Here is a 14,497-nt window from a genome sequence, read left to right as displayed (position 1 = left end):
GCGCCTTTTTCCCACCTTGCCGCAGAGGAGCGGTGTGACGGGCATGTTCCTCACTGCCCGTCACCGCACGGTCCGGAAGGGCGGCGCTCGCCGCCCTTCCGGGTTCGTCACATCAGGCTGATGGGATCAGCCCCAGCACTTGTTGAGACCTTCTTTGGTGTCGATCGACGGCACGCCCTCAGCCGGCTTGTCGGTGATCAGCGTCACGCCCGTGTCGAAGAAGTCCTTGCCGTCTGTGGCTTTCGGCTTCTCGCCGCTGTCCGCGAACTTCTTGATCGCCTCGATGCCCATCGACGCCATCAGCAGCGGGTATTGCTGGGAGGTCGCGCCGATGATGCCCTCGGCCACGTTCTTGACGCCCGGGCAGCCGCCATCGACCGACACGATCAGCACGTCGTTCTCCTTGCCGACCGACTTCAGCGCCTGATAGGCGCCGGCTGCGGCAGGCTCGTTGATGGTGTGGATCACATTGATGTTCGGGTTTTTCTGGAGAAGGTTCTCCATGGCCCGCAGGCCGCCTTCCTCGTTGCCGTCGGTGAAGTCATGGCCGGCGATGCGCGGGTCGTCCTCGTCGCCGATGAGGTCAGGGTTCTTGACGTCGATGCCGAAGCCTTCCTGGAAGCCCTGGTCGCGCAGCACGTCGACGGTCGGGTAGGACGGGTTGATGTTGAGGAAGCCGATGACGGCATCCTTGGCCTTGTCGCCCATCGTGGCGGCGGCCCACTTGCCGATCAGGCGGCCGGCCTCGCGGTTGTCGGTGGCAAACGTCATGTCGGCTTCGCTGATCGGCTCGAGCGGCGTGTCGAGCGCGATGACGAGCACGCCCGCCGCCCGCGCCTTCTGCACCGAAGGCACGATCGCCTTGGTGTCGGACGGCGTCAGCAGGATGCCCTTGGCGCCGTCGGCGATGCAGGTCTCGATCGCCGCGACCTGGCTTTCATTGTCGCCGTCGATCTTGCCGGCATAGGATTTCAGAGTCACGCCCAGCTCCTGGGCCTTGGCGGTCGCGCCTTCCTTCATCTTCACGAAGAAGGGATTGCTGTCCGTCTTGGTGATCAGGCAGGCGCCGATTTCCTGCGCGGAAGCCGGCATGGCGAAGCTGGCCAGCCCCATGGCGGCGGCCGCGAGTACAGTCGTTCTCAAAAGCGATTTCTTGTTCACCGTTTCCTCCCAGTGGAACCAAACACTCAAGCCCGGCGGCGCGCCTCCCGCGCCCGGAGCCGGCCGACCTCGGCCTTCCTTTCACCAACACATTCTGGTAGCGCTGTCAATAATTAAATCACTCTTATTTAAGTATTGACAGCCGACCGCACTGCGCGCATCCTTTCGCCTTGCGCATCGCCAAGACTGGAGGAAATCTTGGAAGCCGGCAACCCCAAACACGGTTCCGCCGAGCCGTTGGAGAGCCGTATCCGCGGAACCAACCAGAGCGGCATGCGCGACTACAACGAGCGGCTGGTGCTTTCGCTCGTCCGCCAGCACGGCGCGCTGGCCAAATCCGACATAGCGCGCATGACCGGCCTTTCGGCGCAGACCGTCTCGGTGATCATGCGGGAACTGGAGGCGGAGCAGCTTCTCGTGCGGCAGGAGCCGATCCGGGGCCGCATCGGACAGCCCTCCGTGCCGATGGCGCTCAATCCGGACGGGGCCTTCTTTCTCGGCCTGAAGATCGGCAGGCGCAGCGCCGAGCTGGTGCTGATCGACTTCCTCGGCAAGGTCCGCTCGATGCAGCACTACGCCTATCGCTATCCCGCTCCGCAGGACACGATCGATTTCGTCCATGCCGGCATTGCCAAGGCGCGAAAACTGCTCACCGACGAGCAGGACGCCCGCATCGCCGGACTGGGCATCGCCATGCCGTTCGAACTGTGGAACTGGGCCGACACGATCGGCGCGCCGGCGGAAATCATGAACGAGTGGCGCTACCGCAAGATCCAGGCCGAGGTGCAGGCCGAGGTCCCCTTCCCCGTCTATCTGCAGAACGACGCAACCTCGGCCTGCGGCGCCGAGCTCGTCTTCGGCGAGACGGGCGGCCTGCGCGACTTCGTCTATTTCTACATCGGCGCTTTCGCGGGCGGCGGCGTCGTGCTGGACGGGCGCCTCTATGACGGCCCTTCCGGCAATGCCGGCGCTCTCGGCTCCATGCCTGTGCCGGATCGCGACGGCCGCACCCGCCAGCTCATCGACATCGCCTCGATCGCGCGGCTGGAGAAGATGCTGGCGCTGCACGGCGGCGACGGCTCGCGCCTGTGGACCTCGCCCGACGACTGGGGGGATGTCGGGCCGGATCTCGGCCAATGGCTGGAGACCGCCGGCGAAGCGCTCGCCTATGCCATCGTGTCCGCCACGGCGGTCATCGACTTCGAGGCCGCCATCATCGATGGCTGGATGCCGCGGACGGTGCTCGCGGCGCTCGTCGACGCCGTCAACGCCGCGCTCCCGAAGATCGATGCGGAAGGCCTGCGCCCGCCTCCCGTCCGCGAGGGCACGGTCGGCATCCATGCGCGGGCGCTCGGCGCCGCCAGCCTGCCGCTGTCGGACCGCTTCCTGATCGGCGCAAACCTGCTCTCCAAGCGGAACTGACGCCGTGAGGGCCGGTGCCGCCACGCCTATTGCAGGCCGCGCTCCGCGAGCCTATTCGGGCAGGCCCTTTCCTTTTGAACCGGCATGTGCGCGGGATTTCTTGCCATGATCATCTGTTGCGGCGAAGCGCTGATCGACATGCTGCCGCGCGACACGTCGCTCGGCGAGCCGTCCTTCGCTCCCTATGTGGGCGGCGCGGTTTTCAACACCGCGATCGCGCTTGGCCGTCTCGATATCCCCGTCGGCTTCTTCACCGGCATCTCGACCGACTTCTTCGGCGGCATGCTGAAGGACGCGCTGGTCGCCAGCAACGTCCGCCTCGACGCGATAAAATTCTCCGACCTGCCGACCACGCTCGCCTTCGTGCGGCTTGTGAACGGGCACGCCAGCTACCTGTTCTACGACGAGAACACCGCCGGGCGCATGCTCTACGAGACCGATCTCCCGACGATCGGCGACGACGTGGAGGCCATGCATTTCAGCTGCATCAGTCTCATTCCCGAGCCTTGCGGTTCCACCTACGAGGCGTTGATGCGCCGAGAGCACGGCAAGCGCGTCATGATGTTCGACCCGAACATCCGCAAGAACTTCATCAGGGACAAGCCGGCCCATCTGGCGCGTATGAAGCGCATGCTGGCCATGGCCGACGTCGTGAAACTGTCGGACGAGGATCTGGACTGGTTCGGCGAGGACGGCGCGACGGACGAGATCGCCGCTCGCTGGCTGACCCTCGGGCCGAAACTGATGATCGTCACGAAGGGCGCCGACGGCCTGATCGCCTTCTCCGGGAATCACAGGGTGGCGATGCCGGCGCCCACCGTCGCGGTGGTCGATACGGTCGGAGCCGGCGATACGATCAATGCCGGCATACTGGCTTCGCTGCGCGATCAGGGCCGGCTCACCAGGGCCGGCGTGGCGGCCTTGAGCGAGGCCGAGATCGCGCGCATCCTCGCCTTCAGCGCCAATGCGGCGGCGGTCACCGTCTCCCGCGCCGGGGCGAATCCGCCCTGGCGCAACGAGCTCGGTTGAGCGCACCGGACATCGCGGATCCCGATCAATTTATGTTTCGGCAGGAGCGCCTGCGGCGCGGGTGTATCGCGCGCTTCTCGTAACATATTGATCATAAATGACTTTTGTGGTGTGAAAAATGCGCATCCGGTAACGCGCGGCATCCGGCCTGCAAATCGGCCGCAGCCGCCCTCGCCTATCTCGTCCCCCGCAACTCTGGTATCTCCCGCAGCAATTCAGGCATTGGTGGGAAGTCTTTGATGCAATTCATCGATCTCGGCGCACAGCGCGAACGCATCCGTGAGAAGCTGCGCGCGGCCATCGACGCCGTCGTCGATGACGGCCGCTACATTCTCGGGCCGCAGGTCGCCGAATTCGAGAAGCAACTCGCCGCCTATGTCGGCGTCAAGCATATGGTCGCCTGCGCCAACGGCACGGACGCGCTGCTTCTGCCGCTTCTGGCTTCCGGCATTGGCCCCGGCGACGCCGTCTTCGTGCCGAGCTTCACCTTCGCCGCGACGGCGGAGGTGGCGGCGCTGGCGCATGCCGAACCGGTCTTCGTCGACGTCGATCCCGACACCTACAATATCGACATCGCCAGCCTCGAAGCGGCGATCGCGGCGATCCGCAAGGAAGGCCGACTGACGCCGAAGGCGATCATCCCGGTCGACCTGTTCGGGCTCGCGGCCGACTATGCCGCCATCGACGCGGTCGCCAAGCGCGAGAAACTGCTGGTCATCGAGGATGCCGCGCAGGCAATCGGCGGCTCGTCGCATGGAAGAATGTGCGGCGCCTTCGGCGACGTCGCCTCGACGAGCTTCTATCCCGCCAAGCCGCTCGGCTGCTACGGCGACGGCGGCGCCATGTTCACAAACGACGGCGCGCTCGCCGAGCGGCTGCGCTCCTTCGCCTTTCACGGCAAGGGCGAAACGCAGTACGACAACGTCCATGTCGGGCTGAACTCCCGCCTCGATACGTTGCAGGCGGCGATCCTGATCGAGAAGCTCGCCATCCTCGAAGACGAGATGTTGGCGCGGCAGGCCGTGGCGAAGCGCTATGCGGAAGGTCTCGGCGACGCCGTCAAGGTCGCGCAGATCCCGGCCGGCCATCGCTCCGCCTGGGCGCAATACGCCATCGAGACACCGAACCGCGACGCACTGAAGGCGCATCTGCAGGCGAACGGCATTCCGTCCGTGATCTACTACGTGAAGCCGCTGCATCTGCAGGCTGCCTACGAACGCTATCCGCGCACGCCCTCGGGCCTGCCGGTCTCGGAAGGGCTGCCGTCACGCATCCTCTGCCTGCCGATGCATCCCTATCTCTCCATGGCGGATCAGGACAGGATCATCGAGACGATCCGCACCTTCGCCGCCGGGAACCCGGTCCGGGTCGCGGCGGCCTAGCCACGGCCGAGCCGGAAGCTGAAGGATTTGGGCCAAATGCACCCGGCCCGAAGGGTTTCCCGCTGGCGGACGCCCGCGGCGTCAGGCGGGCTTGGCCGTACCACCGGTACGACCTGCGCCGCCTTCCTGGCGGATCGCCACGCCATCGGAGAAACAGAGCGAACCAAGGTTCACAGGAAGTGCTCCAGCATCGCTGCTCTATTACCGGGTGGACTGTCGGCCACCTTTCCTGCCGACATCTTGGCTGCACGGCGGCCGATCTCCAACATTCCACATATCTTCTTCGCCAATTCTTAAACTCGCTCGTCTAAGCATATGCAAAAAAGAACGGGGCGAAGGGCGAGGCGATGTCGATAGCAGGCACGGTGGATCACGCGCGACCGGCGGGATTCACACGTTGGTTGAAAGAAGAGATACGAAGCGATCTCGGCTTTTACGGTGGCTTCATCGCCTTCGTCGCAGGCACGGCGCTGCTGGCCGCCATTCGTGGCGAATCGATTTTTCCGCAACTGGCCGAGTATGGCGAACGGATCTGGCGTGTCCTGCTCGCGGCGATCTGCGGCCTGCTGCTGGTGTTATGCGTGCGCGCGCTGATCAACGGCGGCGAGGGTTCGCTGCTCGCGAACATCTTCGCCTCCTTCAAGGCGATCGTCAGGCTGAAGTTCGCGCGCTTTCTCTATGCCTGCGGGCTGATGGTCTTTTTCATGGCCGCCTTCCTCTATCACAAGATGGATATTCCCGTTCTCGCGCCGTTTGACTGGGATGCGACCTTTGCGGGATGGGAAGCGGCGCTGTTCGGCGGCCGCCAGCCATGGGAGCTGATCCATCCTTTCGTCGGCTATCCGCCGATCACGATCCTGCTCGACCTGCTCTATTCATCGTGGGTCGTGATGACGTTCGTCGTATGGGCGGCACTGCTCGCCAGCGTGCGCACCCCGCGGGCGGTTCGTATCCGCTACTGGCGGGCGACCGTCATTTCGTGGGTCGTCATCGGCATCGTGATGGCCACGTTGCTTTCGTCGGCCGGACCGCTCTATTTCGGCAGGTTCGAGCCGACCCTGACCGACCCGTTTGCCGAGCTCAACGCGTATCTGGCCCATGTGGACACCATTTTTCCGCTGTCGCAGATGGCGTCACGGGAACTTCTCTGGGAGGTTTATCTGAACCGTGTCGACCTCCCCGGCGGCATTTCGGCGATGCCCAGCATGCACAATGCTCAAGCCGCGCTTTTCGCCGCCGTGGGCTTCTCGCTGAGCCGGCGTCTCGGCATGGCGATGACGGCCTATGCCGTTCTCATCTTCATCGGCTCGATCCATCTCGGCTGGCATTATGCACTGGACGGCGTGGTCGGCTGCGCCGCGGCGCTCGCCATCTGGTGGGCATGCGGGTTGCGCCTGCGCAGCGCGGGCGCAAGCAAGACGGAAATGCAGCCGGCCTGACAAGGCCGCCGCGAGGCGTTCAAGGCTCTGGTGAGCGCGTCAATCCCGGTCCTCGACCCTTGGTCGAAGCCGAGGCGATCGCTATCCCGGCGATCACGGCCACCAGCCCCATCATCAGATTGGCGCCGACCGGCTCGCCGAGCAGAGGGACGGCCAGCATCGCGGCGGTCACCGGATTGACCGCCACCGAGATCGCGACCAGCGTGGGTGTCGTGCGGCCGAGGGCGAATGCCCAGAGGAAGAATATAAAGGCGCCACAAACGATGGCGAGATAACCGCACGCCGCCCATTGTGCCGCGTTCAGCTCCGTCAGCCCGCCAAGGCCGCCCGTCGCTGCGGAAAAGGCCAGCAGGCTTGCGGCGCCAGCTCCCATGCCGAATGCCGCGAAAGGGAGCGGCCCGGAACGCGAGATGAACGGGCGCGACCAGACATTGTAGAGCGCCATGCAGAATGCGGCCGCCACCATGATGAGGTCGCCGCGCCAGGCCCCGGCAGGGGCGGCTTCAAGGCGGGTTCCAAGTGCGATCGACACACCCGCCATCGCGATCAGTACGCCAAAGCCCTTGCGCGGCGTCGGTCGTTCTACCCCAAGAATAGCGCCTGCGACCATGGTCAGCAGCGGCAGCGTGGAAAGCGCCAGTGCTCCGCGGGCCGCAGTGGTGTAGATCAGGGCTGCGTTGAACAGCACCGGAAACAGGCCGAAGAACAGGAGGCCCAGTGCGCCGGTGCCGAGCCAGTCCTTCCTTGCCGGCCATTTGTGGCGCTCCGCGAGCGCCAGAGGCAGCAGAACGAGGAAGCCGCCCGCGAAGCGCACGGCTCCGATGGTGACTGGATCGAGAGCGTCCGCCAGATAACGTGTTGCGACGACGGCCGTGCCGCCCAGAGCGCTGGACAAAATCGCCGCCAGCAATCCCAGACGTTCCATCGCGATCCGGCCTTTCGGGTTCGATGGTGGAATAGAGGCCCGATGAATCAAAGGGAATGGAATAAATCCTATTTGCTTGATAATGATCGTTTATGAGCATTCCCAGCCTGGACCCCGATCTCCTGCGCGCCTTCGTGGCGGTTGCCGACCGGCTTTCGTTCACCCGGGCGGCTGAACAGCTCAACCGCACGCAGGCTACCGTGAGCTTGCAGGTAAGGCGGCTTGAGGAACGTCTCGGCGTCCCGCTCTTTCGCCGTTCGACCGCCCATGTCGAGCTCACTGCGGTCGGAGACAACTTCCTGCTCGACGCACGCCGCATCCTCTCCTTCAGCGAACAGGCGCTTGCCCGCATATCCGGACAGAAACTCGCCGGGCGCATCCGGATCGGCGTGATGGAGGACTACGGCACGAAAATCCTGCCGCGCCTGCTTGCCGAGGTGGCCGAACGGTTTCCCCTTGTGCAGATCGAAATGGAGATCGGCCTCACCTCGCGCCTGCTCAAGCGGCTGGGGCAGTCGTTCGACGTCGTCCTGGCCATGCATCCGGAGGGCGCTTCGGAGGGCGAGCTGATATGCAGGGAGAGCGCGATCTGGGTAGCGGCGTCGGGTCACGCGGTCGAGGAGTCCGATCCCTTGCCGGTCGCCTTGTCCAATCCCGATTGCCTCTTCCGCTCCTGGGCGGTCGATGCGCTGAACGAGGCCGGGCGCCCATGGCGGCTTGCCTATGTCAGTCCGAGCCTCGCGGCCGTCGAAGCCATCGTGGATCAGGGTCTGGCGGTGACGGTCATCAAGGGCAGCATGATCGGCCCGCGCCTGCGGCGTCTGTCAGCGGGGAACAATGTTCCGACGCTGCCCGGCGCCGAGATCCGGCTGCATCGATCCGGGACGCTCGATCAAAGTTCCGGCCTGGTCGCGGACCTGCTGTCGCGACGTCTGCGCGAGATGTCCCTGGGTTCGTAAGACGGACCGATTATCTGCCCCGCATGCACGACGCTATGCGCCGGGCGACCCGGCCACCCGCCCGCTCGAAATGAACGGCGGATTGGCGAAGCTGTTTTCCGCCTTGCCGTATCGCAGTGGCCGGCCGTCCTGCGTGACGGTCCGGCCGCCGGCCGCGCGCAGCACGGCGTCGCCGGCCGCCGTGTCCCACTCCATCGTGCGGCCGAAGCGCGGATAGAGGTCGGCCTCGCCCGCCGCCAGGATGCAGAACTTCACCGACGAGCCCACCGACACGATTTCGGCAGCCTCGAAACGGCGCATATAGGCAAGCGTCTCATCGTCCATGTGCGAGCGGCTGGCGACGACGGTCAGCGGATCGTGTCCTTCCCGCGCATGAATGGGCCGGCGGCTGACGATGCGGCCCTCGGCGTCCACTTCCGCCGCTTCCGCCCGGCCGTTCGCGCCGAGATAGAGCTTGCCGCTGGCCGGGGCGTAGACCACGCCGGCAACGGGCTCGCCATTGCGGACGAAGGCGATGTTCACGGTGAAATCGAGATTGCGCTGCACGAACTCGCGGGTGCCGTCGAGCGGATCGACCAGAAAGAAGCTGCCGCCGATGATGTCCGGCAGGAGGCCGGCGGCCGCCTCCTCCTCGGCGACGCAGGGAATGCCGGGAAACTCGGCACGCAGGCCCGCCAAGATGAGCTTTTCGCTGGCGCGGTCGGCTTCCGTGACGGGTGAGCAGTCGGCCTTCTGGTCGACCGCGATGCAGCCGTTGAAGACGTCCATCACGACGCGGCCGGCCTGCAGCGCCAGCCGCTCGAAGGCGGCCAGAAGCCGGCTTTCCTCAGATGCCGCCGCCGGCGTCGTATTCCTGCTCTGCAAGGTCCTTCTCGCGCAGCCAGTTCTCTACAAGTTCCACCAACTCTTCGGGCGTCTTGCCGCTCGTTGCAAGATGGATTTCAGGATTCGCGGGCGCTTCATAGGGCGAATCGATACCGGTGAAGTTGCGGATTTCCCCGGCCATGGCCCGCTTGTAGAGTCCCTTCGGATCGCGCGCGGCGCATTCCTCGATCGGCGTGTCGACGAAGATCTCGACGAACTCCGCCTCGCCGATCAGCTGGCGGGCCATTTCCCGCTCGGCGCGGAACGGCGAGATGAAGGACACCAGTACGATCAGGCCGGCATCCGCCATCAGCTTGGCGACTTCCGCCACACGGCGGATGTTCTCGACGCGGTCGGCATCCGAGAAGCCAAGATCGCGGTTGAGGCCGTGGCGCACATTGTCGCCGTCGAGGATGAAGCTGTGCCGGCCGGAAGCGTGCAGCCTCTTGTCCAGCAGGTTCGAGATGGTCGATTTGCCGGAGCCCGAAAGCCCCGTGAGCCACAGCACCTTGGCGCGCTGGTGCTTCTGGAAGGCGCGGGCCTTGCGGTCGACATCGATCGCCTGCCAGTGGATGTTGCCGGCGCGCCGCAGCGGATGCTGTATCATGCCGGCCGCGACGGTCGCGTTGCTCAGCCGGTCGATGAGGATGAAGGCGCCGGTGGCGCGGTTTTCGCGAAAGGCGTCGAAGGCGATCGCCGTCTGCGTCGAGAGGTTGGCGACGCCGACCTCGTTCATCCTGAGCGACTTCGCCGGCCCCTCGCTCAGATCGTCGATGTTCACGCGGCGCGCGAGTTCGGTCACCGTCACGCTCACCTGATCGGTCTCGGTCCGCAATATGTAGGAGCGCCCGGCCACCAGCGGGCTTTCGTCGAACCATACGAGGCTCGCGGAGAACTGGTCGGCGACATGCGGACGGGCGTCGGGCGCGACGAGCAGATTGCCCCGCGATGCGTCGATCTCGTCCTCCAGGATCAGCGTCACAGCCTGCCCCTCGACGGCGCGCGGCAGGTCGCCGCCGAACGCCACGATGCGTTTCACCCGCGAGCTGCGGCCGGACTTGGCGACCACCACCTCGTCGCCCGTCGCCACCGCGCCGGAGGCGACCGTGCCGGCAAAGCCGCGAAAGTCCAGATTGGGCCGGTTGACGTATTGCACGGGGAAGCGGAACGGCCGCTCCACAGCCTCGCCGTCCACGACGACTGTCTCAAGATGCTCCAGCAGGCTCGGCCCGCCATACCAAGGCGTGTTGGCCGACCGCGCCGTGACATTGTCGCCGAAGCGCGCCGAGAGCGGCACCGCGACAATCGACCGGAAGCCGAGTTCCTCCGCGAAGGCGCGATAGTCGCCCGCGATGCGGTCGAACGCCTTCGCGTCGAAGCCGACCAGATCGATCTTGTTGACCGCCAGCACGATATGCCGGATGCCGAGCAGCGAGGCGATGATCGAATGGCGGCGCGTCTGCGGCAGCACGCCCTGCCGCGCGTCGACCAGCACGATGGCGAGGTCCGTGGTCGATGCGCCCGTCGCCATGTTGCGCGTGTACTGCTCATGCCCCGGCGTGTCGGCCACGATGAACTTGCGCTTCGGCGTGGCGAAGAAGCGGTAGGCGACGTCGATGGTGATGCCCTGCTCGCGCTCGGCCTCCAGCCCGTCCACCAGCAGCGCGAAGTCGATGTCCTCGCCGGTGGTGCCGTGCTTCTTCGAATCCTTCTCCAGCGCCGAAAGCTGGTCCTCGAAGATCAGCTTGGTGTCGTAGAGAAGCCGGCCGATCAGCGTCGACTTGCCGTCGTCCACCGAGCCGCAGGTGAGGAAGCGCAGCAGCGTCTTCTTCTCCTGCGCGGCGAGGTAATCGCGTACGTCGTCGGCCAACGCGACTTCCTGACTGGTCTTCAGCTTCTGCACGATCAAAAATACCCTTCGCGCTTCTTTTTCTCCATCGAGCCGGCCTCGTCGCGGTCGATGAGGCGGCCCTGCCGCTCGGAGGTGCGCGCCGTCAGCATCTCGCCGACGATCGCCTCCAGCGTGTCCGCATCGGAATCGATGGCGCCCGTCAGCGGATAGCAGCCGAGCGTGCGAAAGCGGACCGTGCGGTTTTCGAGCACCTCGCCGGGCTTCAGCACCATGCGCTCGTCGTCGCGCATGATGAGCATGCCGTCGCGCTCCACCACCGGACGCCGCCGGGCGAGATAGAGCGGCACGATGGGGATGTCCTCCTGCAGGATGTATTGCCAGATATCGAGTTCGGTCCAGTTGGAGAGCGGGAAGACGCGGATCGATTCGCCGGGATTGATGCGGGTGTTGTAGATCTTCCACATCTCCGGCCGCTGGTTCTTCGGGTCCCAGGCATGCACCTGATTGCGGAAGGAGAAGATGCGCTCCTTGGCCCGGCTTTTCTCCTCGTCGCGCCGCGCGCCGCCGAAGGCCGCGTCGAAGCCATGCCTGTCCAGCGCCTGCCGCAGCGCCACGGTCTTCATCACATGCGTATAGGTGTTCGATCCGTGATCGAACGGATTGATGCCGTGCGTCGCACCTTCCTCGTTGGTGTGGACGAGCAGGTCGAAGCCGAGCGTCGCCGCCATGCGGTCGCGGAACTCGATCATCTCGCGGAACTTCCACGTCGTGTCGATATGCAGGATAGGGAAAGGCGGCTTGGCCGGATAGAAGGCCTTCATCGCCAGATGCAGGAGCACCGAAGAATCCTTGCCGATCGAATAGAGCATGACGGGCTTGGAGAAGGTCGCGGCCACCTCGCGGAAAATATGGATCGCCTCGGCCTCGAGGCGCTGCAGATGGGTCAGGTGGGTCAGGTGGACGGTCATGACGCGATACCTTGGCAGAGCTTCCGACGTTCACAAGCCCTTATTGCGCGGAACGGGAAACGGACGCCGTCGAAATCGATGAATCTGATCAAGACATGATGTTTCAGTGGTTTCTAGACGCGCGCCGCCGCCCTGACAAAGCAGCGGCTCGCGCCGCCCTGCCGTGCGGCGGATGTTTTTTCCCTCACGGCCCGTCAGGCGCGGAATAATCACCCGGCAGCATGCGCCGCCCGCCTTTCTGCGTCCGGCGTCGAGAGCGGCGCGCCTTCGGACGAGGCGATGAGATAGAAGATCAGCACGGCGTAGATCGAGGCCGTGAGGCTGAGGTCCATCACCGATTCGGTCAGGCAGAAGACGAAATAGGCGACGCATGTCGTGGCGCCGAGCAGCGGCGCGATGGATTCCGGGCCGCTCCGGAAAGGCCGGCGCCTCAGGAACAGGAACAGCGGAAAAAAGATCATCGCCAGCCCGCCCACCCCGCGCAGCAGGCCGCCTTTCGCGAAATCGTTGGCGAACTGGTTGTGCGGCTGGTTGAACGCCTCGTCGAGCGCCGTTTCCGGTGGGCTGTTCCGCATCTGCGCGGCCACGGCCTCGTCCCAGCCATGCGCCCCGACGCCGGCCACCGGATGGGCGGCGAAGAGTTCGGCCGCGAGTTTCAGCATCTCCATGCGGTTGTGCGCCGACCGTTCCTCGACGTCGCCGCCCGTGACCATGGCGTCGGCGGCCTGCATGAGATTTGAGAGGTCGGAACGGATCAGGCTGACCTGCCATATGCCGAGCGCGACCGAGAACAGCAGGAACACCAGCCCCGCCAGCATGGCTGTCATCCGCGAATTCCGCCAGAGGCGCGGCACGAGCAGCAGCAGCATGGCGGGCACGGCCAGAACCGCGCCGCGCGAGCCGGATGCGAAAACGGCGACGATGCCTGCGCATGTCGCCACCGCCATGACGATGCGCGTCAGCTTCGCCGGGCGGCCGAACACCGCCCCGATCAGGCAGAACACCGAAAGCAGCGCCGCGAGCATGCCGAACCGGATGGCGTTTGTCGGGCCGTCGGCGCGGTCGAGGCCGATCAGGAAGAGATCGCTGAGCGCCATCAATCCGCCAAGGAAACAGCCCGCCGCCGCGCCCCAGAGCACGGCGCCGGCCGGGAAGCGCCTGATCGTCAGCAGTATGGCGAGCGCCATCACATACTGCTTGATCTGGTTCTCGAGATCGCCCGGATCGTCCCCGTGATAAAATACCAGTCCCGCTTCCACGAGCGTCACCAGCAGGATCAGCAGGTTCAGCGCGAAGGCGTCCGACTTCAGCCAGGGCCCGGCATAGAGCTTCAGCGCCTCGACAAGCAGCTTCCCCCGGCTCGCCGCAATGCTCATGAGCGACATCGCCGCGACGATGCCGACCCCGCCGAACGGCACGACAAGGCAAAGGGCAAGCGTCAGGAAGACCGACGCATTGCCGTCGCGGATATCCGTCTTCGCCGTCCCGGCGAGACGGCGATACTCCGCAGCGATAGGCAATGGGGTGAAAGGCAAACGGGCCGCCAGCGTTCGGTTCCATGATCGGGCGGCGCAAACAGGTCGGCCCGTGGCCGTGGTCTAAAGCGGTTCACGACACGATGGAAGCACTCTCTCGCACCGGAAAGGACGCTTCAACGCGAAATGGCTGCGATCCGGTGAACCGCAACCGTTCAATTCGCATTTCAATCAAGTCACTGGACGCGAGCGGGTCCGCAGGCTATTGACGGCCCCTCTTGCGGGCGATCCGCAGCATTGGGGCGTCGCCAAGCGGTAAGGCATCGGTTTTTGGTACCGACATTCCCAGGTTCGAATCCTGGCGCCCCAGCCACTTCAGCCTAGACCCATACCCATCTCCAGACGCGTCTGCGCTCGCAGCGGGTGCGCCAGCGGCCATGGCGACGGTAACGGTAGCAGACGCGCTCCCATACGCGCCGGCGGCGATGGCGTCGATGGTGCCTGATCTGCTCCACCTCCGCATCGGGCAAACCGTCGAATTGCGGCGCGTCGAGTTCATCGAGGATACCATTGCGCGAAGCCGCAACGACGGCGCGGGCCTCGCCCGTGACGCCCGCAACGGCTGCGACGCCGGCAATACCGATCAATCCGGTCAGGAATAATCTCCGGTCCATCCGAACCTCCAAAAATTCTGTCCCTTCGAAACTTTTAGATAGCGTACCGGTCGGGGCCGAACAGAGGCCATCTTCAAACCGTCCTTCGGATACCGGACCGGGATGCGCATCGTGCGGCACTATCGGCTTTTTCGCAACGTCGCCTCACCACGTCGACGGCGCCTTTTAGTAAAGTCATCTTGACACTGAGAATAGCGATATGACTAATCTTCGTTGTCGAGAACATCATGCCAAGGAGGAAAACATGACCCGTTGCTTCAACTGGCATCCCCTGGAGAGCGGCCCGATCAGCGGTCTGATCAAGCCCCGCTGATCGCATCCGGATCGAGACCTGCCCGTTGCGGCTT

General features: G+C 65.0%; 12 protein-coding genes and 1 tRNA gene. 6 read left to right on the top strand and 7 right to left on the bottom strand.

Features of this window, described 5'->3' with window-relative positions:
- Positions 1-126: 126 nt before the first annotated feature.
- Positions 127-1,143, bottom strand: a complete 1,017-nt coding sequence (locus tag M9955_16820; GenBank protein ID MCO5083307.1) for a sugar ABC transporter substrate-binding protein — start codon at positions 1,141-1,143, stop codon at positions 127-129.
- 216 nt (positions 1,144-1,359) lie between these two features.
- On the opposite strand from M9955_16820, the gene M9955_16815 reads away from it, so the two are divergent.
- The 4 genes from M9955_16815 (at position 1,360) to M9955_16800 (ending at position 6,433) form a co-directional block, all read left to right on the top strand.
- Complete coding sequence (locus M9955_16815) at positions 1,360-2,583, top strand: ROK family transcriptional regulator (GenBank protein ID MCO5083306.1); 1,224 nt, start codon at positions 1,360-1,362, stop codon at positions 2,581-2,583.
- Between the two features lie 105 nt (positions 2,584-2,688).
- Positions 2,689-3,612, top strand: coding sequence for a carbohydrate kinase (locus M9955_16810; protein ID MCO5083305.1), 924 nt, complete (start codon positions 2,689-2,691; stop codon positions 3,610-3,612).
- A 239-nt stretch (positions 3,613-3,851) separates the two neighbouring features.
- Positions 3,852-4,994 (top strand): DegT/DnrJ/EryC1/StrS aminotransferase family protein, encoded by a 1,143-nt coding sequence (locus tag M9955_16805; GenBank protein ID MCO5083304.1) that lies wholly within the window; start codon positions 3,852-3,854, stop codon positions 4,992-4,994.
- 401 nt (positions 4,995-5,395) lie between these two features.
- Positions 5,396-6,433, top strand: coding sequence for a phosphatase PAP2 family protein (locus M9955_16800; GenBank protein ID MCO5083303.1), 1,038 nt, complete (start codon positions 5,396-5,398; stop codon positions 6,431-6,433).
- A gap of 19 nt (positions 6,434-6,452) precedes the next feature.
- On the opposite strand, the gene M9955_16795 is transcribed toward M9955_16800, so the two are convergent.
- Complete coding sequence (locus tag M9955_16795; protein MCO5083302.1) at positions 6,453-7,358, bottom strand: DMT family transporter; 906 nt, start codon at positions 7,356-7,358, stop codon at positions 6,453-6,455.
- A gap of 92 nt (positions 7,359-7,450) precedes the next feature.
- On the opposite strand from M9955_16795, the gene M9955_16790 reads away from it, so the two are divergent.
- Positions 7,451-8,317: a LysR substrate-binding domain-containing protein gene (locus tag M9955_16790; protein ID MCO5083301.1), complete on the top strand. Its 867-nt coding sequence runs from the start codon at positions 7,451-7,453 to the stop codon at positions 8,315-8,317.
- Positions 8,318-8,350: 33 nt separating this feature from the next.
- On the opposite strand, the gene cysQ is transcribed toward M9955_16790, so the two are convergent.
- The 4 genes from cysQ to M9955_16770 form a co-directional block, all read right to left on the bottom strand.
- Complete coding sequence (gene cysQ / locus M9955_16785) at positions 8,351-9,181, bottom strand: 3'(2'),5'-bisphosphate nucleotidase CysQ (protein MCO5083300.1); 831 nt, start codon at positions 9,179-9,181, stop codon at positions 8,351-8,353.
- Positions 9,144-11,075, bottom strand: a complete 1,932-nt coding sequence (gene cysN / locus M9955_16780; GenBank protein MCO5083299.1) for a sulfate adenylyltransferase subunit CysN — start codon at positions 11,073-11,075, stop codon at positions 9,144-9,146. The genes cysQ and cysN overlap by 38 nt, the downstream gene beginning before the upstream one ends.
- 11 nt (positions 11,076-11,086) lie before the next feature.
- Positions 11,087-12,001: a sulfate adenylyltransferase subunit CysD gene (cysD, locus tag M9955_16775; protein ID MCO5083298.1), complete on the bottom strand. Its 915-nt coding sequence runs from the start codon at positions 11,999-12,001 to the stop codon at positions 11,087-11,089.
- Positions 12,002-12,210: 209 nt separating this feature from the next.
- Entirely contained in the window at positions 12,211-13,536 is a 1,326-nt protein-coding gene (locus M9955_16770; GenBank protein MCO5083297.1) for an O-antigen ligase family protein, read from the bottom strand.
- A 238-nt stretch (positions 13,537-13,774) separates the two neighbouring features.
- Between M9955_16770 and M9955_16765 the strand changes: the two genes are divergently transcribed.
- Positions 13,775-13,849, top strand: a tRNA-Gln gene (locus M9955_16765).
- A gap of 7 nt (positions 13,850-13,856) precedes the next feature.
- Here M9955_16765 and M9955_16760 read toward each other — a convergent pair.
- Entirely contained in the window at positions 13,857-14,150 is a 294-nt protein-coding gene (locus tag M9955_16760) for a protamine-2 (modular protein) (protein ID MCO5083296.1), read from the bottom strand.
- Between the last annotated feature and the right edge of the window lie 347 nt (positions 14,151-14,497).

It is taken from the genome of Rhizobiaceae bacterium, assembly GCA_023953845.1.
Lineage (GTDB): Bacteria > Pseudomonadota > Alphaproteobacteria > Rhizobiales > Rhizobiaceae > Arvimicrobium.
This window is presented reverse-complemented; position numbering and strand designations above follow the sequence as displayed.